At 58.1% G+C, this 17787-nt stretch carries 24 protein-coding genes; 13 read left to right on the top strand and 11 right to left on the bottom strand.

Translation table 11 applies throughout. From position 1 onward, the window contains the following. Positions 1–3: 3 nt before the first annotated feature. Together PCAL_RS10555 and alaS are read right to left on the bottom strand one after the other, a co-directional pair. Positions 4–372 (bottom strand): nascent polypeptide-associated complex protein, encoded by a 369-nt coding sequence (locus PCAL_RS10555; RefSeq protein ID WP_011850667.1) that lies wholly within the window; start codon positions 370–372, stop codon positions 4–6. Further along, a complete protein-coding gene (gene alaS, locus PCAL_RS10550; protein ID WP_193322709.1) occupies positions 369–3044 on the bottom strand; it encodes an alanine--tRNA ligase in 2676 nt (891 codons plus the stop codon). Before alaS ends, PCAL_RS10555 begins: the two co-directional genes overlap by 4 nt. Before the next feature lie 44 nt (positions 3045–3088). Here alaS and PCAL_RS10545 point away from each other — a divergent pair, with 44 nt between their 5' ends. Beyond that, the gene (locus tag PCAL_RS10545; RefSeq protein ID WP_011850665.1) at positions 3089–3478 is read left to right on the top strand and encodes a hypothetical protein; all 390 of its coding nucleotides are present in this window, start codon (positions 3089–3091) and stop codon (positions 3476–3478) included. On the opposite strand, the gene spt4 is transcribed toward PCAL_RS10545, so the two are convergent. The 5 genes from spt4 to PCAL_RS10520 form a co-directional block, all read right to left on the bottom strand. Next, positions 3451–3672, bottom strand: a complete 222-nt coding sequence (spt4, locus tag PCAL_RS10540; RefSeq protein ID WP_011850664.1) for a transcription elongation factor subunit Spt4 — start codon at positions 3670–3672, stop codon at positions 3451–3453. The genes PCAL_RS10545 and spt4 overlap by 28 nt on opposite strands. Further along, a complete protein-coding gene (locus PCAL_RS10535; protein ID WP_011850663.1) occupies positions 3669–4253 on the bottom strand; it encodes a DNA-directed RNA polymerase in 585 nt (194 codons plus the stop codon). Before PCAL_RS10535 ends, spt4 begins: the two co-directional genes overlap by 4 nt. 42 nt (positions 4254–4295) lie before the next feature. After that, entirely contained in the window at positions 4296–4637 is a 342-nt protein-coding gene (locus PCAL_RS10530; protein ID WP_011850662.1) for a PIN domain nuclease, read from the bottom strand. Continuing rightward, positions 4634–5677, bottom strand: a complete 1044-nt coding sequence (locus PCAL_RS10525; protein ID WP_011850661.1) for an ATP-binding protein — start codon at positions 5675–5677, stop codon at positions 4634–4636. The genes PCAL_RS10530 and PCAL_RS10525 overlap by 4 nt, the downstream gene beginning before the upstream one ends. 98 nt (positions 5678–5775) lie before the next feature. Beyond that, on the bottom strand, positions 5776–6246 hold the full coding sequence (locus PCAL_RS10520; protein WP_193322708.1) for an HIT domain-containing protein: 471 nt from the start codon (positions 6244–6246) through the stop codon (positions 5776–5778). Positions 6247–6530: 284 nt separating this feature from the next. Here PCAL_RS10520 and PCAL_RS10515 point away from each other — a divergent pair, with 284 nt between their 5' ends. Further along, positions 6531–7091 (top strand): phosphoribosyltransferase, encoded by a 561-nt coding sequence (locus PCAL_RS10515; RefSeq protein WP_011850659.1) that lies wholly within the window; start codon positions 6531–6533, stop codon positions 7089–7091. A gap of 137 nt (positions 7092–7228) precedes the next feature. Here the strand turns inward: PCAL_RS10515 and PCAL_RS10510 are convergent, their stop codons facing one another. Beyond that, the gene (locus tag PCAL_RS10510) at positions 7229–8200 is read right to left on the bottom strand and encodes a hypothetical protein (protein WP_011850658.1); all 972 of its coding nucleotides are present in this window, start codon (positions 8198–8200) and stop codon (positions 7229–7231) included. 45 nt (positions 8201–8245) lie between these two features. Here PCAL_RS10510 and PCAL_RS10505 point away from each other — a divergent pair, with 45 nt between their 5' ends. Further along, positions 8246–9841, top strand: coding sequence for a CTP synthase (locus PCAL_RS10505; RefSeq protein ID WP_011850657.1), 1596 nt, complete (start codon positions 8246–8248; stop codon positions 9839–9841). On the opposite strand, the gene ndhC is transcribed toward PCAL_RS10505, so the two are convergent. Then, positions 9838–10197, bottom strand: a complete 360-nt coding sequence (ndhC, locus tag PCAL_RS10500; RefSeq protein WP_011850656.1) for an NADH-quinone oxidoreductase subunit A — start codon at positions 10195–10197, stop codon at positions 9838–9840. The genes PCAL_RS10505 and ndhC overlap by 4 nt on opposite strands. Before the next feature lie 248 nt (positions 10198–10445). Here ndhC and PCAL_RS10495 point away from each other — a divergent pair, with 248 nt between their 5' ends. The 9 genes from PCAL_RS10495 to PCAL_RS10455 are packed head-to-tail and all read left to right on the top strand — an operon-like array spanning position 10446 to position 16265. Next, the gene (locus tag PCAL_RS10495; RefSeq protein ID WP_011850655.1) at positions 10446–11234 is read left to right on the top strand and encodes a hypothetical protein; all 789 of its coding nucleotides are present in this window, start codon (positions 10446–10448) and stop codon (positions 11232–11234) included. Continuing rightward, complete coding sequence (surE, locus tag PCAL_RS10490; protein WP_011850654.1) at positions 11231–11983, top strand: 5'/3'-nucleotidase SurE; 753 nt, start codon at positions 11231–11233, stop codon at positions 11981–11983. Before PCAL_RS10495 ends, surE begins: the two co-directional genes overlap by 4 nt. Before the next feature lie 12 nt (positions 11984–11995). Then, entirely contained in the window at positions 11996–12349 is a 354-nt protein-coding gene (locus tag PCAL_RS10485; RefSeq protein ID WP_193322707.1) for a hypothetical protein, read from the top strand. Then, complete coding sequence (locus PCAL_RS10480) at positions 12350–13546, top strand: helicase C-terminal domain-containing protein (protein WP_011850652.1); 1197 nt, start codon at positions 12350–12352, stop codon at positions 13544–13546. It abuts the gene before it with no gap. 19 nt (positions 13547–13565) lie between these two features. Beyond that, positions 13566–14447, top strand: coding sequence for an ATP-binding protein (locus PCAL_RS10475; protein ID WP_011850651.1), 882 nt, complete (start codon positions 13566–13568; stop codon positions 14445–14447). Then, positions 14435–14617: a hypothetical protein gene (locus tag PCAL_RS10470; RefSeq protein ID WP_193322706.1), complete on the top strand. Its 183-nt coding sequence runs from the start codon at positions 14435–14437 to the stop codon at positions 14615–14617. Before PCAL_RS10475 ends, PCAL_RS10470 begins: the two co-directional genes overlap by 13 nt. Before the next feature lie 20 nt (positions 14618–14637). Further along, entirely contained in the window at positions 14638–15003 is a 366-nt protein-coding gene (locus PCAL_RS10465; protein WP_193322705.1) for a DNA-binding protein, read from the top strand. A gap of 31 nt (positions 15004–15034) precedes the next feature. Next, the gene (locus tag PCAL_RS10460; protein ID WP_011850649.1) at positions 15035–15922 is read left to right on the top strand and encodes a M48 family metallopeptidase; all 888 of its coding nucleotides are present in this window, start codon (positions 15035–15037) and stop codon (positions 15920–15922) included. Beyond that, positions 15906–16265, top strand: a complete 360-nt coding sequence (locus tag PCAL_RS10455) for a hypothetical protein (RefSeq protein WP_011850648.1) — start codon at positions 15906–15908, stop codon at positions 16263–16265. Before PCAL_RS10460 ends, PCAL_RS10455 begins: the two co-directional genes overlap by 17 nt. A gap of 136 nt (positions 16266–16401) precedes the next feature. On the opposite strand, the gene PCAL_RS10450 is transcribed toward PCAL_RS10455, so the two are convergent. Together PCAL_RS10450 and PCAL_RS10445 are read right to left on the bottom strand one after the other, a co-directional pair. Further along, entirely contained in the window at positions 16402–16818 is a 417-nt protein-coding gene (locus PCAL_RS10450) for a hypothetical protein (RefSeq protein ID WP_011850647.1), read from the bottom strand. Position 16819: 1 nt separating this feature from the next. Continuing rightward, positions 16820–16996, bottom strand: coding sequence for a hypothetical protein (locus PCAL_RS10445; protein ID WP_011850646.1), 177 nt, complete (start codon positions 16994–16996; stop codon positions 16820–16822). Between the two features lie 37 nt (positions 16997–17033). Here PCAL_RS10445 and PCAL_RS10440 point away from each other — a divergent pair, with 37 nt between their 5' ends. Beyond that, the gene (locus PCAL_RS10440) at positions 17034–17762 is read left to right on the top strand and encodes a BtpA/SgcQ family protein (RefSeq protein WP_011850645.1); all 729 of its coding nucleotides are present in this window, start codon (positions 17034–17036) and stop codon (positions 17760–17762) included. Positions 17763–17787: the final 25 nt, after the last annotated feature.

Here is a 17787-nt window from a genome sequence, read left to right as displayed (position 1 = left end):
AATTTACTTCTTTAACAGCTTCATGGCAGCCTGTACTAAGTCGCCCTTGGCCTCCACAAGCGCCTTTATGGCCTCCTCTCTGCTTGCGCCGGTCTGCTCAATCAACAGCGCTATGTCCTCCTCGCTTGGCTGATACTCAGACGTGGCGGGGGCGGCCGCGGGGGCCACCTTCTGCACAGAGCCCTCTGCCGCCTGGATTTGATAGACCAAGACCTTGTTGGGCATCCGCATTAGGGCCACGGTGGGGCTGTTTATCCTAATGGTCTCCCCGTTCTTCAACTTCAGCTCGACGTACGCTACATCCACCTCCTCCACCTTTATGCCCATGCGCTTTAAGATTTTCTCAAGCTCCCGGGGGCTTGTGGGTATCATAGGGCCCTCCTAATGGCCTCTTTTAACTTTTCCACATCGCCGGCGTAGACGCCTTGGGCAAAGGTCTTGGAGCCGCCTCCTCTAAACCCTATCTCTCTAAGCGCCTTGACTATTGGCCCCACGTCGACGCCACCTGTGTAGATAGTCACCCGCTCGCCAGCCTTAACCACTAGGACTAGGTCGGGGTCCCTCTTGGTGGCCAAGAGGGCAACCCTCTTGGCGAGCTCCTCGTCGTCAAGCTCGACCACGGCAAGCCTCCGCTGGCCCACTGCCTCGGCCTTGAGATTCTCGGCAAGGGCCGCGGCGTAGAGCTCTGCGTAGTGCCTCGCCTTCTTCTCAGCCTCCTCCGCCCTCTTCAAGAGCCTCTTCACCACCTCCACCAGCTCCTCTTTGCTACCGCCTCCAAGGGCGGCGGCCTCTGCGGCCTGGCGCTCTAGCTCTTGCACATAGGCAACTGCGTGGGGCCCCGTGGTGAAGATGAAACGCACTACTCCATCTGCGATGCGCTCTACCTTGTGCACTTTTATGAGGCCTATCTCCCCAGTGCGCCTGAGGTGGGTCCCCCCGCAGGCCTGGACGTCGTAGGGCTCGTCGTCGGGGCCTATCTGCACCACCCTGATCTCTCTGGCGGGCACCACGCCGCCTTGGTAGAGGATGAAGCCGTACTTTGCCTCAGCCTCGTTGCGGGGCATGACTTTGACGTACACTGGGAGGTCGCGCTGCACGACGTCGTTGGCGAGCCTCTCTATCTTTGCCACCTCCTCAGGCGTGGGCAACTTGTAGTGCGTCACGTCGATGCGGCTGAAGGGTATGTCCTTCTGCGCCCCCGCCTGCCAAATATGTGGGCCAAGCACTCTGCGAATGCTCTGGATGAGGACGTGGGTCCCAGTGTGCATCTTCATCAACGCGTATCTCCTCTCCCAATCCACCTCCCCAACCACCTCGGACCCCTCCTGGGGGACGTCGCCTTCCACGACGTGGACTATTACGTGGCCCACCCTCTGCACGTCCACCACCTTGGCCACGCCGCCGCTGTGCCGCAGTACTCCAGTGTCAGCCGGCTGGCCGCCGCCCTCCGCATAAAACGCCGTCTGGTCTAAGACCACGTATTTCCCATCTATTACGCGGAGAACCTTGGCCTTAAACGTCCTCATGTACGCGTCTTCGTAGAACAGCTCCCTAGTCCGCGGCAAGTCGGCCACCTTTGCCATCTCTACCAGCGTCGCCTCGCGCCCCTTCTCCCTCCGCACGTGGCGCGAGGCCAGCAGGGAGTAGAAGTCGTCTGGCACCTTGACCTCTATGCCCATGGACTTCGCCGCCTCGGCCACCACCTCTGGGGGCAACCCGTAGCTGTCGTAAAGCGTGACGAGGTCCTCTTTGTCTAACCCCGCCTTCCCCCGCCTCCTGTTCTCCTCCAACGCCCTCTTCACCACGGCAGGCGCCGACTTCAACACCTCTCTGTACTTCTTCTCCTCCATATCCACCAGCTCGAGAATGAGGGACCTCGCCTCCCACACCTCGGGGTAGTCGTACCTCAGCTCCTTCAAGTGTAGGTCGAACAGCTCAACGAGTGGCGCGTCTACGCCGGCTAACATAAGCCCCCTAAGCGCCCTCCTTATCAAGAGCCTGGCCAAGTACCCCGCGCCGCTGTTGGAGGGTATGACGCCGTCGGCGATCATCCAAGCCACAGTCCTAGAGTGGTCTGCCAAGACGTAGAGGGCCTCCTGAGGCTTCACCACCTCTCTCAGCCACTTCCCGTCCACGCCGATCTTCTCGGCAATTATGTCGTACGCCTTGTCGAGGCTGATGACCTCGGGGTCCATTTGCCCAAAGTATATAGAGGCCTTGGCCATCACGTCCCGCGGCGGCTCTGGCACCCCCAGCCTCTCCCTAACCTTGGCCAAATAGGGGCCGAACACTGCGTCGTAGATTGTGGGCGTCCCCTTTATGAGCCAGTATATCCGCTCCAGGCCGTACCCCGTGTCCACGATCTTGAGCGGGAGCTCCACGTACTTGCCGTCCTTAACCTCGTAGTGCATAAACACGAGGGTGGCCGCCTCAAGCCCCCTCACCAGCACCTCGAAGCACTCCCCAGCGTTGCCGCCTCCCTCCCACATGGACTCCTTAAAGGTGATCTCTTCGGGCGGAATTCCCAGCTCCTCTGTGAAAAACCTGTAGGCGTACTCCGTAGTCTCGTCAATCCAATAAACGTACTTGTCCGGATAATTGAACGCGTGGTGTGCCATCATCTCAAACCCCGTCAAATGCCTTCCGCTCCTACCCACCTTATCCACGTCTGTCAGCCTAATAGAGGGCTGGGAGATAGTGAGGGGGTTAGCGGGAGGGGGGACCGCGCCGCTCGTGACCCAGGGCTGGAAGTCGTAGATAGACGCCCCCACTAGGTACACGTCGTCCCGCCACCGGGCCACCACTGGGTACCGCTTAATGCGGGCGTGGCCGTGGCGCTCGAAGAAGCTCAAAAACCTCTCTCTCACATCTCTCAAAGACTCGACAGCAACCTTCGTCGGAGGGTTGCCAATGAAGCCGTACGGGGTACAGGGCTGGTCGCCGCACACCTCCTGGTCTGGGCGGAGAGTCCAGAAGTGCGACTTGCAGAGGGGGCACTGCTTCCTAATGTGGCCCCTCCTCCTGAATATCTCGGCAGAAAGCATCTGGGTCTTTTGCATGGTATATAAAAAGCTTAATTATAGCCCCCGTGGACGAGGAAGAGGCCATCTCCATCCTCAAGGAGAAGCTCCAAAGCAAGTCGTTTAGGAAGGCGGTGGGGGCGAGGGTGGCAGAGGCCATTGAGGTGCTGATCCGCCGCTACGAGTGCGGCGCGTGCCTCGCCGAGAGCGAAGCGGCGGCCTTGGCCAACGACTACTACGTCTTTGAGTCGCGCCTGCGGCGCCTGCTCGAGCTCTACGACAAGCTTACCCGGGGCGCCTTGAGGGCCGTGGCCGCGGAGGTGCTAGGCGAGGAGTTCCATGCGGCGCCTGTGGAGTACGACGCTTTGCTGGGAGAGCTGGAGGCATATAGGAGGGCGCTGTTCGCGGTGGTCGGGCGAGTCTTGAAGTGCTACTCCTCGACGAGCTCAAGCGCGTAGACGCCCGGCTTGTCTATGCCGAGCCGCTTGGCGATACACGACTTGGCGGGGTCTAACACGGCGATCATCCCCCTCCACTTGTAGGTAAACTCCTCCGAGCCGCAGTTGGGACATTGTTTAGCGTCCTCAGGCACGACGTACTTACAGTGTCTACAGGCCTTGTACCCCGAGAGTGTCTTCTTCCGCGCGCTCATGCCTTCTTGGCCGGGGCCGCCTTCTTCTCTCTCTCCTTAATCCACTCTAGTTTCCCAAGCCCGGGCATCCTCATGGTCATTGTGACGCGGAGGAGGAGGTCTGTCCCCTCGCGCGGCGTTGTAAAGCTCACCCCCGTGATGCGCGCCCTCACTATGTCGCCTACAGACACCCTCCGCCTAGTGCGCTCGCCTATGTAGCTCTTGGTGCTCGCGTCAAAGAAAATATTCGGCTCATCCATGACGTGGATCTTGTTTATAAACCCGACGATGGGCCCTATGCGGACCAACATGCCCACCTCCCTCACATTCTCCACAACTCCCTCCACCACTTCGCCGTCCAGCGGCACAAAGGCCAGTAGGGTAAACCTGGCCTTGTGGTAAGTCCCCCCGTCGCCGAATATTATCTTGCCCTCTCTTTTGACCTTAACCGAGAGGACAGCGACGACGTACCCCACCTCGCGCACAACCCTGTTTTCGTACCGGGCCTTCAGCTGGGCGAGGGCAATGTCCTCAAGCGGCTTGCCAAACTCGCTCGGAGGTATGCGTACATAGTCCTCTGCCTCGACTAATTTGAAAGGCACGTCGTGATTCAACCACCAGTTTATATTTATTACACGGGCTTCTTACGCCACGGCCAGTTGCCCCTTGTGGAACCGCGCAACTGGCACCCCAGCCCTTCTCGCCCTGTCCGCCAGCTCTCTGTCGCCTGTGAGCAACACGGCCCCCAGCTCGCGTGCGCAGTCGAGGACTGCCGCGTCGGCGGGGCCCGCCTTGGGGCAGGGGTGGGGGTGGAGCGCGGCTGCGACTTGGAGCGCCGCCCTGGCCTTCCGGCTCCTCTGCGCCAATTTGCGTAACTCCTCCCACACGGCGTCTGGGATGTACACCTCGTGCTCTAGGAGCTGTGTCGTGTCTATCTTCTTCTCCACTATGAATATGAGGGCGGAGGTGTCTACCACCAGCTTCACAGCCGCGCCACGTGGAAGCCTAGTCTCTCCGCCGCGGCGGCGAAGGAGGGCTCCCTGGCCGACGCCACCACTTGTAGCCCCCTGCGCTTTGCCAAGTCGGCCACTGCGCCTAGGATCTCCTCTGCGCGGTTGGAGGGAGAGCCGAGGTCTATGTCGTCTATGAAGACGGCGGCGCCTTGGTTGGCCAAGAGGAGCTGTAACAAGACGGGGAGAATTGCCTTAGTGTACGTGCCGGCGTTGTAGGAGTTTGTCCACATGCCCCTGCGCTTTATGTACATGGCTATTCTGCCGCTTTTCACAAGCCCCACTCTTACGTCCTCTACGTCGGCCAGGGGGAGGTACTGGTAGAGCTCCTCGCGCAGTCTCTCAAACTGCGACTGGGTGAGAATCCTCGAGAGGTGATGCGGCGTGAACTGCCCCTCGGGCCCCACGCTTGTGGCAGGCATCAGGTCCACGTGCGTCTCATATGTGTACTTCCACGCGGCGAGCCGCCTCCCGCTTACAAAGTAGAACTTGTCCCTTAGTCCAATCCTCAGCGCCAGGAGGGCCCTCTCCGCCTCTCTAAGCTTCTCGTCTTCCACTGCGCCGCAGGTGATGAGGACGTCCTCGTTCAACACTGCGTAGGGGGCAGTGCAGAGCTCCGCTTCGACGGGCTTTAGCAAGACGCCGCGTTCCCCCCTCTTAGCCGCGTGGGCCAACACCTCGCCGCCTTTTGACACCCACTGCTCGACGTAGTTAGACGCCGTGGCGTACTTATAGCCGTAGCCGTACGCCCCGCCCTCCACCTCTGCCTCAAACTCCACCACGAAGGGGATGGACAAGTCGCCGCCGTAGTGCAGGTCCTCGGGCTCGTGGACAATAAGGAGCGGGCCCTCAAGCGCGAGCCACTGCTCCCCCCGGCTCTGCATGAGGAGCGCCAGCGCCTCCATGAAAGAGGTCTTGCCCGAGTTGGGCGGGCCGTAGAGGATGGTGAGGCCTCCAAGCTCTACGCATCCCTCCTCCACGGCTTTAAACTTCTTGAGACAGATGCGCCTAATCATATCCTCCCCCCAGGTCCGCGCCTATGGGAAACTGCGATAAATTTTGAACCATCGCCGTCGTATCATGGCCCAGTTATAAATTTCCACACGGAGGCGGCCTACGCCGTGTGTACAAGCGCCTCCCTCAGCTTCTTGGTCAACTCGGCCAACGCCGCGTCTAAGTCGTCGGCTTTCACCTCGGTGTCCTTTGGGATTATGTGGAGGTGGATGTGGCTCTCTAGCCCGGCCCCCGCTGCTCTGCCTATGTTGAGGCCGATTATGAAGGCCTGCGCCCCGACGACCTTTTTCAACGCCTCGACAGCCCTCTTAGCCATTTGGATCATCTCCGCCCACTCCTCCACTGTCATCTCCTCCACAGTGGCTATGTGTCGGTACGTGGCCACCATGACGTGGCCCCACGTATACGGGTACTTGTTGAGGATCAGGAAGACGTGCCGACCCCTGAGAGGCACGAGCAACTCGTCGTCGCGGCCTTGTTGATTAGCCGCCTCGCATAGAAAACACCCGCCTTTCCCAATCGCCTTTATGTACTTATACCGCCACGGGGCAAACACCACCCGGAACTCCATATCGTCCACAACGCCGGGTCTTAATATCTCTATCCACATTTCACCTTTGGACAAAACTGAGGTTCCCTTTCTTCAGCGCTTGTTTACTGGCTACCGCTTTGCAATAAGCGCCTCCTGTGGCCAAACAGCGGTGTTGTGGGCTGTGACGTGGCGTGAGACTTATAAGTCTGTGGCTTTACGAGTGTGGATGAAGAGTTGAACCCACGCGGCATTGGTGGCGAGAGCCTGCCCAGCAGTGGCGGGCGCTGACCGTCAAAGATTTATACAATTGGCCGCAGTGCCGCATGGCCGTGGTAGAGGTCGGCGGGGTAAAAGTGCGCTTTATTTCGTGGGCTGAGGGGATTCTGCTGAGCGAGGCCCTGGCAGGCAAAATACGAGACTCGGGCTATAGGCCCGAGGTGATAGTCGCCGTCTCAAGAGGCGGCCTAGTGCCGGCTAGAATAATCAGCGACGTGCTCGAGGTCGACGACATTGTGGCAGTTGGCGTGAAGTACTGGGCCCTCGCCCAGAGGAGGGCTGAGAGGCCGGTGGTGTACCACGGCGTAGAGCCGGGGGTCATAAGGGGGAGAAAGGCGCTGGTGGTAGACGAGGTGGCAGACACGGGGCACACTCTTGCCCTCGTAAAAAACCTCCTCGGCCTGCTGGGCGCCGCGGAGGTGAAAACCGCGGTCATACACCTAAAGGCCACCAGCCAATACACGCCGGACTACTACGCGGAGAAGGTAGAAGAGTGGGTCTGGATCTCCTACCCGTGGTCCCGGCACGAGGACATGCGAGAGTTCAAGAAGAGGGGATTCGACATCTCTAGATACGTGGAGAAGATCTGCCCAGGAGAAACGTTTTAAACACAAACGCGTCTACGCGCGTGATGTAGCTTCACCTCGCAGATCTGTGAAGAATCCTTTAAGATCTGAGCACACGTCTTTCACGCCTTCCAGCGGCTAGGCGCTTTTCCTCTGTCTACGCGAGGGAGTGCTATAGGTTAAACGGTCTGTTGTCGGCGTTTTTGCTCTTTGTCATATTCAAGCTCGTTTAGTAGTGTTACTGGTAATCCGCGGTTTTTGAGATACTCCAACTGCCACCCTGTCAGTGCCAGTTCCACTTCTCCGCCCCTCCGCCGAGGCTTAACTGGAATGTCATACCGCCTTAGCTCTTGGTAAAGTGCCTCCGCCTCTTTACCCTTTGCAACAAATAGGCCGTCTCGGCGCTCTAATAAGTAGGCGCCTTTCTGTGCCTCTACCTTTGCGGCGGCCGCGTATTCAATTATGGCCACGTAGAGGACTACGTCCTTTTTGTACACAGGAGAGGGGGCTACAGGCAGTAACAGTCTTATCATCCAGTCCCTCAAGATTACGAACTTTCCGTCGACTACGGCGTCTAGCGCTTCCGCGATTTTCTTTGCCCGCTCTGCGCTTCCCGCATTTATGGCTATTAGGAATGGGGAGACATAGCCGCTTGAAAGTATCAACGTCTTCACCGCTGCGGAGAAGGCTATGTGGCTTCCCACGTCTGCGACTACGTACCGCCCCTCCTCTAGGGCGAAGGCGGCCTCCCGCAGGGCTTTAAGCACATCGCATATCTTCTCTACTACCTTATCCTCGTTGCCTAGCTCAATTCCAAATTTGCAGTAGACCTCTCTTATCGCCTCGGCGGTTTCTCCCACGGGCTGTACTTTCACTACCACTCTGCCCCCGGGGGCTGGGTATGCGGTCATTTTGAGGAGCGACGGGTCCTTCTGTGCATAGGCGGCTAGGGCCATCCAGTGGAGCGCTCTGACGGCCGCCTCTCCGTCTTCCACAGCCTCGTGGACTAGCTCCCTTTTGGAGTCCCCGCCGAGGAGCCAGCCGAGGTTTAAAAACAGCGCGAGTGGGGCCTTGTCGTTTCCGCCCAGCTTCTCCGCCACCTGGGGCGGGAGAGGGACTTCGAGGAGCAGTGGAGCCAAGTCATCGGCCACGTCTTACAAAGTGTAAGCTTTTTAAAGCTGGGACGTATGGGTTAAGTGCCCAAGTTCGTGGTTGTGACTGGGGGCGTGATGTCTGGGCTTGGGAAGGGGGTAGTGGCGGCTAGCGTGGGGAGGATTCTCAGGGCGCGCGGCCTCTCTGTCACTGCGGTTAAGATTGACCCGTATCTAAACGTTGACGCAGGGACTATGAACCCCTACCAGCATGGGGAGGTGTTTGTCACTTTTGACGGGGGCGAGACGGACTTGGACCTTGGCCACTATGAGCGGTTTTTGGACGTGGAGCTTCCGCATAGGAACAACATCACCTCTGGCCAGATCTATAAGTCTGTGATTGAGAAGGAGAGGAGGGGGGACTACTTGGGGCAGACTGTGCAGTTGATTCCCCACGTCACTGACGAGATTAAGAGGAGGCTTGTGGAGGCCGCGGGGGGCTTTGACGTGGCTATTGTGGAGATTGGGGGGACTGTGGGGGACTACGAGCAGTTGCCCTTCTTGGAGGCCGTGCGGCAACTGAGGCTCGAGCTGGGTGGGGATGTCCTCTTCGTCCACGTGGCGTGGGTGCCCATCCTCAAGACCACTGGCGAGTTTAAGACTAAGCCTCTTCAGCACAGCGTGGCAGAGCTCAGGCGTTACGGCATACAGCCAGACGCCGTGGTGGTGAGGTCGGAGAGGCCCATCGACGCCAACGCCGTGAAGAAGATCTCGCTCTTTGCCCACGTGCCTCAGCACGCGATTTTCAACTCCTACGACGTAGACACGATATACAAGGTGCCTCTTCTGCTGGAGCGGCAGGGCATGGGGGACTTCTTGGTTGAGCGGCTCAGGTTGCGAGGCAGGTCGCCTGACTATGGGGAGTGGGAGAGCTTCGTGGCTAGGCTGTCTGCACCCAGCCGGAAAATCGCCGTGGGCATGTGTGGGAAGTACGTGGAGCTCCCCGACGCCTATTTGAGCATTGTCGAGGCTCTGAGGCACGCGGGGGCCGCCCTCGACGTGAGGCCGGAGCTCGTCTGGATAAACTCGGTGGAGGTGGAGAAGAACCCCGACCTTTTGCCCAAGGCGGGGGTAGACGCCATGGTGGTACTCCCGGGGTTTGGGAAGAGGGGAACTGAGGGGATGATAGAGTGCGTCCGCTACGCGCGGACGGAGAAGATACCCTTCTTGGGCATATGCTTCGGCATGCAACTGGCCGTAGTGGAGTTTGCTAGAAACGTCCTTGGGCTGAGAGACGCCAACTCCACCGAGCTGGATCCCCAGACGCCGCACCCCGTGGTCCACCTGGCGCCTGAGCAGGAGAGCGTCGACGTGTTAGGCGGCAGCATGATTCTTGGAAACAGAGAGGTGGAGATAGTCCCTGGGACCCTCGCCGCGGCCCTCTACAAGGCCTCGCTTACGGTGGAGCGGCACAGGCACCGCTTTGAGGTAAACCTAGCCTATGTGCCCAAGCTACAGGAGGCGGGGCTCGTCGTGTCTGGGTGGAGGCGGGACGTGAAGCGTGTGGAAATAATCGAGCTCCCGGCTCACCCCTACTTCATAGCGACGCAGTTCCACCCCGAGTTTAAGTCTAGGCCCACTAGGCCGAGGCCGCTGTTCCTAGGCCTACTCAGCGCGGCTGTGGAGCAAAGCCGGCGCTAGGCTCTCCAAAACTCTATCTTTTTCGCGTATCTGTACGCGTATGTAGACGCGGCGAGCAACACCAATATCCCGACGAGCGCTGTATATACAGTGGACATTAAATCTCTTGTGAAAATATACACCGCTATTGGCAAGGCGGCGGCTGGCTCCAGTGCCACAAGCATGAGGAGGTACCCGAGGTACTGCATGGCCAAGGGGGCCTTCGCGGGGCCAGTCTCAGGGTTGCCTGCCTCGTAGCGCATTAACTTCTGCGGAGTGGGGCGCCGCGGCGCTATCAACATGGCCAAATAAACAGTTCCAACCATTAGGGCGAAAATCACTAAAAATGCTAGGGCTACCATCGTTGCGTCGTCCATGGGTACAAAAAACAGTGGACTATATAACAGTCACTGCAGAGGCCTCCCACGCGCAGACCTATTGATCGTTGCATAGAGGCAACGCCTTATGCGGCGCCGAAAACGCCTCGGTCAGTCGGCATTTGAGCCCCATACATCACTGAAGCGAGAAGGGCGTGGTTCGACGTTGAGCAACGAATAGCCGGGGAAGTCCTCTGTTGCTTCGCGGCGGGGCGGGAAGTGTAAAATACCTCGGGGTTTGCCCGCCTGTGGATGTTTCTCTTATTGCGGCGTCTTTATCGGCTATTGCTTATGGCATTGCACCACTGATTTACAGAGCGGCCTTAGACTGCACATCTCAGTATAGGGCGTTGTCCATATTTGCGCTGTACTCCGTCCTGTTGGGGCTAATTCTGCCGTGGAGGGGCTTGGACGGCGCTGGCGTATTGTACGCCGTGGCGGCTGGCGCCTTGGGGGGCCTTGTGGGGTCATGGTTCTACGTAACGGCGGTTAAGGTGGGCGGGGCCTCGGTAGGCAACTTAAGTAGCTCTGCATACATAGTCCTCCTGCCAGTGGTGTCTGGTAAGTACATCTACTTGGCCTCCGCCGGGCTTGTGTTCGCCGGCATTGCAATATCGGTATGGGGCAACCGGGGCTCCGTGAGGGGGGCCTTGTTTGGGCTAGCCGCCGCCTTGGCGTGGACTTGGTCTATTGGGCTTTACGCCGCCGCGGTGGCGTCGCTGGGGCCTGGCGGGGCCTTGGCAGTTAGGGGGGCCACAGTTTTTCTTGGCGGCGCCGCGCTGAGCCTTAGGTCGAGGATGTGTATGACTTGGCGCCTCGCCTTGGGAGGGTTTGTGGACACGTTCCTCGGCTTTGGCTTATACACCTTTGCCGTGTCCGTCGGAGACTACGTGGCCGTCAGCGTCGTGGCCTCTGCCTACCCGTTGATCACGGCGCTTCTCGAGCGGCCCTTTTTGGCGAGGAGGGCCTTCGGCGCCGCGGTGGCGTTTCTGGGCGTGGCCTCAGTCTTTATAAAACCGGCGTCTTCTCTTGTGTGAAAGTTGTAGTTACAAATGACGATGGGCCACAGACGCCTCTGCTTAAGCCGCTGGTAGAGGAGTTGAAGAAGGCCGGCCACAGAGTCGTAGTGGTGGTTCCAGAGAGACCTCGGTCTGCCGCAGGGCTGGCTAGGACGTTCCACAAGCCGCTGAGAGTTAGGCAGGTGGACGGAGGCGTCTACGTGGTGAACGGGTATCCGGCCGACGCCGTGTTTTTGGCCCTAAAGCTCATAGCCCCCGACGCCGAGGTGGTGGTCTCCGGGGTCAACGTGGGGGAAAACGTGGGCGTCGAGGCGACCTTCGGCAGCGGCACAGTTGGCGCCGCCATACAAGCAGGCGTCTTGGGGGTGCCCGGCGTAGCCGTGTCCATGGAGCAGGGCGGAGATGTTCAGCTAATGCGGCGCGTGGCCGCGGCCGCTGTAGACGCCGTGGGAGGCGGCTTGGGCGACGCCTACGCCGTCAGTATAAATATCCCCGCCGAGTGGGGCGGAGGGCTCTTCTGCCCCGAGAGGTTGGCGAGGGTGGTGTACCAGGAGCGGCTCTACGAGGGGGTTGACCCCCGGGGCGAGGCCTTCTACTGGCGATGGGGCCCTAGGCGGGAGAGACTCGACGCTGGGACAGACGCCTACTACTTCTACACGGAGAGGGGGATAACGGTGATCGGCCTTTGGGAAAACGGAGTGGCGCCGGTTGCAGAGTATGCCAAGAGGCTGGGCTCCCTCCTTGGCGTAAAGTACATAAAGTGTTAAATGACGTCGGGCGTGGACGTGGTAAAGACCATGCGGTACAAATTCGTCCGCTACTGTGTAAACAAGGCCTACGCCGAGGTGGACCTCAAAGACTTGCCGGCGGAGGTTTTAAACGCCTTCGACGACGTGGTAAATCAAATCAGGGATTTGGAGAAGTACTTCACGTCAATTGAGGCCATAGCCAAGGTGCTGAGAGGCGAGGTGTTGGAAAAGTTAAACGCACTTAGGGAAAGGAGCCCCGCCCTTGCGGAGGAGTTTTTGAAAAGAGTAGTGGAACATTGTATGGAACTGGAAGAGGTGGCCGACTCCCCGCTCAGAGACGTCTTCCAGGAGTTGCTTAGGAGGTTTAATGAGGCAAAAAAGTGAGTGAGAGTCGTCTTAAACGCTCCGCCTGGCTTTGGCAAATCGCGCCTCTTGGCAAAGCTCGCCGCCTCGTACAAGCCGTCTCTAGTCTTTGTGAGAAGCCACGTGGAGGGGTTCCAAATGGCGCGCTACATAAGGGAGTTCGGCGAAGAGGCCAGTCTACTCTTCGGCAGAGCGGCCCTCTGCCCCTTTGGGGCATCTACCGCGGCTCAGTGCCTCTCGCTGAGAGAGGGCGGCGTCTGTAAGGCCACGTCTAAGACATTGAGCAAATACGTCCCCGACGTGGAGGCGGTGTATGAGGCCGGCGTCTGTCCCTACGAGTTTTTCCACGCCTCGGCCAGGGGCAGGAGGGTGGCCGTGCTTCCCCTGGCCTATTTATCCAAGGTGGGCAACGTGTCGGCTGTGGCAGACCTGTTCGAAGAGGTGGCTTTCGTAGCCCTCGACGAGGTTCACAACTTCCTCTCTGTGGTGCCCGTGGGCGACGACGAGTTTTACTCTAGGCGCTACTGCGCCGAGGAGGGCGGCCTTTTGCTCTGCCTAGCTCTCCCGCTCGTGGGCGAGCTGGCGAGGAGAGCTCCTAGGCTGATGGCGGCAAGCGCCTCAGTAGTTAGGCACTTCGCCGACATTTTTACATACTTCCTCTCTTCACAGTACATACAGGTGGAGGAACTGCCGGGCCGGGAGAACCTAGAGGTGGAATACATCCCCCTCGAGATTCGCTATAGGACGCGGCTTAGGCCGACCTACGTAGAAAAGGTGGTAGACGTGATTAAGAGGACCTATGAGCAATACCGGAGGGTAGTGGCGTTTTTCCCCAATAAGGAGCTTGCGTCGTACTACGCCGCGAAGATGGACGGGCTGCCCGTCTCCGACAAGCCTCTAGGCGATATAGACCACGTGGTTGTAACATACTTTGGCTCGCCTCTCTCTGAGGGAGTAAACCTCTCCGTGAAGGCGGGCGTGTTGGTGGGGTTCCCCTTTCCCAACGTCAAATCTAGGGAGCTCTGGCTCAAGGTGAGGCTATTGGACAGGCTGGGCTTCGGCGGTTATAAGTACGGCATATTGTTCACAGCGGTGAACAACGTTGTACAAGCCGCGGGGCGCGTGGCCAGGGGGTTGACAGAGGAGAGGAAGCACATAGCGCTCGTCGACGACAGATTTCTCCAGTACAGGAGGCTCCTCCCCAGCTACCTACAGTAGGTTAAAAAGGCTGGTGTAAGTGTGGGAGCTGGGCCTACTCGCCCTCCTTGCCCTGGCCACTGTAAGAGAGGGCGTATTCATCGGCTTTGGGAAAATGGGGCCCGTGATGTTGCCCCTGGATAGACACGTCGTTATCACTGGGCCGACTCGTAGCGGCAAGACGACTCTCGCCAAGAAGATAATTAGGCGGGCCCGCCTGCCGGCGGTTGTGCTAGATTGGCATGGGGAATACGACGTGAGAAAAGTGGACTCCCGGCTGCTCAAGTTCAACTTAGCAGCCCTGGACAAGAAGCTCCTCTGCGAGCTCATAGGCCTTTCTCTAAATCTCACGGAGGCAAGCGTGTACTTCCTCTACCGCGCCATCCGCCGCGCCGAGGTAAAGAGCTTGAGGGACGTAATAACGGCGCTCGACGACTTTCTCGTCTCCACTAGGTCGGAGGTGGAGATGAAGGCGGCGATAGCCAGGAGGCTGGAGTACATTGTAGACGTCTTCGAGAGGGGGGCTGTGCCAGTGGACCTGCTGTTTAAGGCCAAGAGGCCGGTCGCGGTGGACCTCTCTAAGCTGAGGCTATATGAGGAGAAGGTGCTCGTGACCCTCTTCATCATGGCGTCGCTCTACAACTACCTCTTCTCGAGGGGAGTGGCAAAGAGGCCGACGCTGTTGTTAGTGGTAGACGAGGCGCAGAACGTGTTGAAGCGGGGCGACGTGGTGCGGTACCTCGTTTTTGAGAGCGCGAAATACGGCCTCAGAGTTGTCCTAGTGACCAACGAGATGCCGCCAGGCGAAATACTCGTCCACTCCAATGTAATAATAACAAAGCCACATTTTACATACAACATGGATATCCGCCGCCCCACCCTGATAAGCAATAACAAGCTCACTGAGGTATGGATAGTCTAGACTTTGAAAAAGTGGTAAAGCTACTAGGCCTACGCGTCGACGAGCTGGCCCCCTGCGACATCTACGTAAACTACTTCCTCCAATACTTGGCAAATATCGAGGCCAAGATATACGACTTAAAAAACAAGGTGGAATACCTTGAGAGAGTGTGTGCAAAAAGAGATAAATAGAGGGGCTTTCTGTGTACTCAATGGCTGAGATAAAAACTCTCTCTCGAACTTACAGCGATAAAATAGACTCCTACCGCGTGAGGCTTATCACGTTGAAATTCCTAAAAGACCAAGTCCAAAACGCCAAGGGAAACCTCATAACTTTCAGGCCGTCTAAAGTGGCACAAGACCTCCACATATACGACCGACAAGACCTAAGGGCGAAGACCGTCCTAATCAGAACCTTCCTAGACGACTTAGTGCAGAGGGGGTACATCACCGTGGTAAAGAGAAGCGCGAGGGGGAAGGTGTACGGGCTCTACAAGAGCAACAAGTTCTGGGACCTCCTATCCACGTACGAGCCAGACAAGATTCTAGAGCTTTTAGAGACAGAGAAAATTCAGTAATTGTCTTATATACACGCCGTCCCCCCTTTTAGTGAACGTAGAAGAGCTACTGAGACATCTACGTAGGTACAAGGGCGAGAGCTTCAGAGTAGCGCTGGTGGGCACCTACAAGGGGGGGAGATATGTCGAACCCCCGCCGCTGAAATCCGACGCGGCTCTGCTCTACCTCCCACTTGCCCTATCGGCGCTACCCCTCCTAGTGACTAAAGACGTGTGGATACAGTGGGCCATGGGCACCGCGTTGATAGTAGGCGCCTACTTGGCCACATATGCATACCTAAGGGCCAAGTGCTTTACCCCAGACTTGGTAAAAGTAGTACGCACAAACCACGGCGACGTGGAACACCTGCGGAGAAACAAGCTCCAAGTGCTGGAAAACCCCTCGTCGCTCCCCGGGGACTACGAGGTCTACTACACCGCGCCCAGAGTCTGCGTTGCCAAAGACAAAAGGCCCAACGCCTTCACCCTCGACGGGCCCAAGGGGCCAGTGGTGTACTTCACCACAGGCCTCTTCGCCCGCCTCTCCCCAGAGGAGATACAGGCCGTGTTAGAGCACGAGGTTGGCCACGTGAAGTACCGGCACACCTACAAGCTACTCGCCTTCTTAAACGCCGAATACGCGCTAAGGCTCACGCTGGTACACTTGATATACTTGAAATACGCAGTGTACCTACTCGCACTCCACCTAATCGGAGTAACCCTCCTCTTCACAGCCATGCTACAGGCCTTTGAATTTGAGGCAGACAACTACGCGGCGGCCAAAAGCCGCGAAAAACTCGCATCAGCGCTAGTAAAACTAGACTGGAACGGCATAATTGAGACACTACAAAGCCCCATAGCCACGCGGCTCACGCTACTCGCCAGAACACACCCCCTCACAATAGACAGGTTACGGAAAATCCATGTACTTCCTATCTAAACTCGCCAAGACCATAGACCTGCTCAACAGAATAGCACAAAAGCGCCAAGACGAAGAGCTAAAAGCAGTAGTAGACGACTTATACAAGCAACTCACCATAGTCATAAACCTACTCGAAAAAATCTACTCAATATACACGGAGCTGGACATACTCATGAAGACCGACCTAAGGCTAGACCAAGCCCCCCTAGAAGACCCCCCTCAAGGCGAGCGCTTAGCGGACTACGTCGCCCGGCTAGCCTCCGAGGGCAAAGACCCCAGCAAAACCCTGGCCTACCTACTCGGGGCAGGCCTAGCCGTGCTACAGGTAAAAAACGGCGAAGTATACATAGACCAGCGCTAAGCCGCGGACTCAAGCCACCCTGCCAGCTTAGCTTGCACATCGAGCTCTACTAGGAGGAGGGATCAGCGCTATTAACCTCAATCACAAGTCATACAGCCTGGTCTCTTCACCGAGAAGAGACGGGAGGGGGAAAAATTTAACATTTTTCCAAAAGCTCCAGCCCCCTCCTCAGCGCGGCGGCCACGTCTACCCCAGTGCGAAACCTCCGCCGCCACTCTCCAGCAAACACAGCGGCCTTGCCCCCCCTCAGCACCACCTCCACGGCTGAGGTAGGCGCCACGTAGGGCCGAAAGACCACCTCGCCCTCTCTCACCTCCAGAGGGCCCGTGTACGTGTAATACCTAGATTTCACAAGTCTCCCCACTCTGTCCATTAGCCTAGTGAGAAGCCACGCCGCCCTCTTAAGCTCCTCGTCTGCGAGAACTCTCTCACAGCCCCGCGACACCACAGCCATGTAGACGCTCTTCGCATAAAGGTGGACTACAAGTATCCTATCCCCCCTAGTGATGGTGATGCCCCTAACCCCGGGGCTTGCAGTTATAGACAAAAACACGCTATGCGGGCTCAAGGGGGGTCACCGCGTCGGGGCACTTGTACTGAAGCTTCCTGGCACACACGTCGCAGAAGACGTAGCCCATCTTTTTACACACGTACTTGTCCTCAAACGCGTACAGCCTCCTACCGCAACGAGAGCACCTCCCCACCATCAAAGTTTTCGGCGGGTAAACCATGGCGACAACCATAAAAGCCACTTTAAAAATATTTCACATGTTGATAGGCGTCGTCCACCTACTGCCGACCGGGTCCCCCCAGCGCCTAGAACATGCGGTTAGAAGCGCCAAGAGGCTCGAAGAGGCCGGCTTCGACGCAGTGATAGTGGAGAACTACTACGACATGCCGTTTAAGCCCAAGGCGGACTTCGAAGCCGCAGTGGCCATGGCCGTGGCGGCGAGGGAGGTGGCCAGGGAGGTCTCACTGCCCGTGGGGATAAACCTGCTGAGAAACGCATGCGTAAAGGCCTCAATAATAGCGAGACACGTGGGCGCCACGTTTATCCGCTGCAACGCGTACACGGACATAGTCCTCTCCGAGTCGGGAATCTTAACCCCCCAGGCCCCCTACATAAAGGGCGTCAAAGTGCTCGCAGACGTCCACGTAAAACACGGCGAAAGCATTTACCCGCGGACACTCGCCGAGGCGGTGGAAGCGGCTTCCACAAGGGCGGCACCAGCCGCCATAGTAGTCACCGGCAGAAAGACGGGGGAGGCCCCAGACCCAGTAGACTTGGCGACGGCGAGGGCGTACACAGACCTCCCAGTGCTAGTGGGAAGCGGCATATGCTTCCAGACCCTCCCCCTCTTGAAAATAGCAGACGGCGCAATAGTCGGCACATGCGTAAAAGATGGTGCAGAGATAGACCCCGAGAAGGCAAGACGCCTCGTAAGAGAGGCAAAGGCAGTGCTCAAGCCCAAGAGGCCATTGCAGCTGAAGTCCTAGAGACAACGAGGGCTCCAGCGCCCCT

Source organism: Pyrobaculum calidifontis JCM 11548 (assembly GCF_000015805.1).
In the GTDB taxonomy this organism is placed as follows: domain Archaea; phylum Thermoproteota; class Thermoprotei; order Thermoproteales; family Thermoproteaceae; genus Pyrobaculum; species Pyrobaculum calidifontis.
This window is presented reverse-complemented; position numbering and strand designations above follow the sequence as displayed.

Coding starts and splice junctions, on each gene's coding strand:
- PCAL_RS10555 (WP_011850667.1), bottom strand. CDS start 372: ATGATACCCACAAGCCCCCGGGAGCTTGAGAAAATCTTAAAGCGCATG.
- PCAL_RS10445 (WP_011850646.1), bottom strand. CDS start 16,996: ATGGTTTACCCGCCGAAAACTTTGATGGTGGGGAGGTGCTCTCGTTGC.
- PCAL_RS10520 (WP_193322708.1), bottom strand. CDS start 6,246: ATGGAGTTCCGGGTGGTGTTTGCCCCGTGGCGGTATAAGTACATAAAG.
- alaS (WP_193322709.1), bottom strand. CDS start 3,044: ATGCTTTCTGCCGAGATATTCAGGAGGAGGGGCCACATTAGGAAGCAG.
- PCAL_RS10455 (WP_011850648.1), top strand. CDS start 15,906: ATGTACTTCCTATCTAAACTCGCCAAGACCATAGACCTGCTCAACAGA.
- PCAL_RS10525 (WP_011850661.1), bottom strand. CDS start 5,677: ATGATTAGGCGCATCTGTCTCAAGAAGTTTAAAGCCGTGGAGGAGGGA.
- PCAL_RS10470 (WP_193322706.1), top strand. CDS start 14,435: ATGGATAGTCTAGACTTTGAAAAAGTGGTAAAGCTACTAGGCCTACGC.
- PCAL_RS10515 (WP_011850659.1), top strand. CDS start 6,531: ATGGCCGTGGTAGAGGTCGGCGGGGTAAAAGTGCGCTTTATTTCGTGG.
- PCAL_RS10440 (WP_011850645.1), top strand. CDS start 17,034: ATGTTGATAGGCGTCGTCCACCTACTGCCGACCGGGTCCCCCCAGCGC.
- ndhC (WP_011850656.1), bottom strand. CDS start 10,197: ATGGACGACGCAACGATGGTAGCCCTAGCATTTTTAGTGATTTTCGCC.
- spt4 (WP_011850664.1), bottom strand. CDS start 3,672: ATGAGCGCGCGGAAGAAGACACTCTCGGGGTACAAGGCCTGTAGACAC.
- PCAL_RS10465 (WP_193322705.1), top strand. CDS start 14,638: ATGGCTGAGATAAAAACTCTCTCTCGAACTTACAGCGATAAAATAGAC.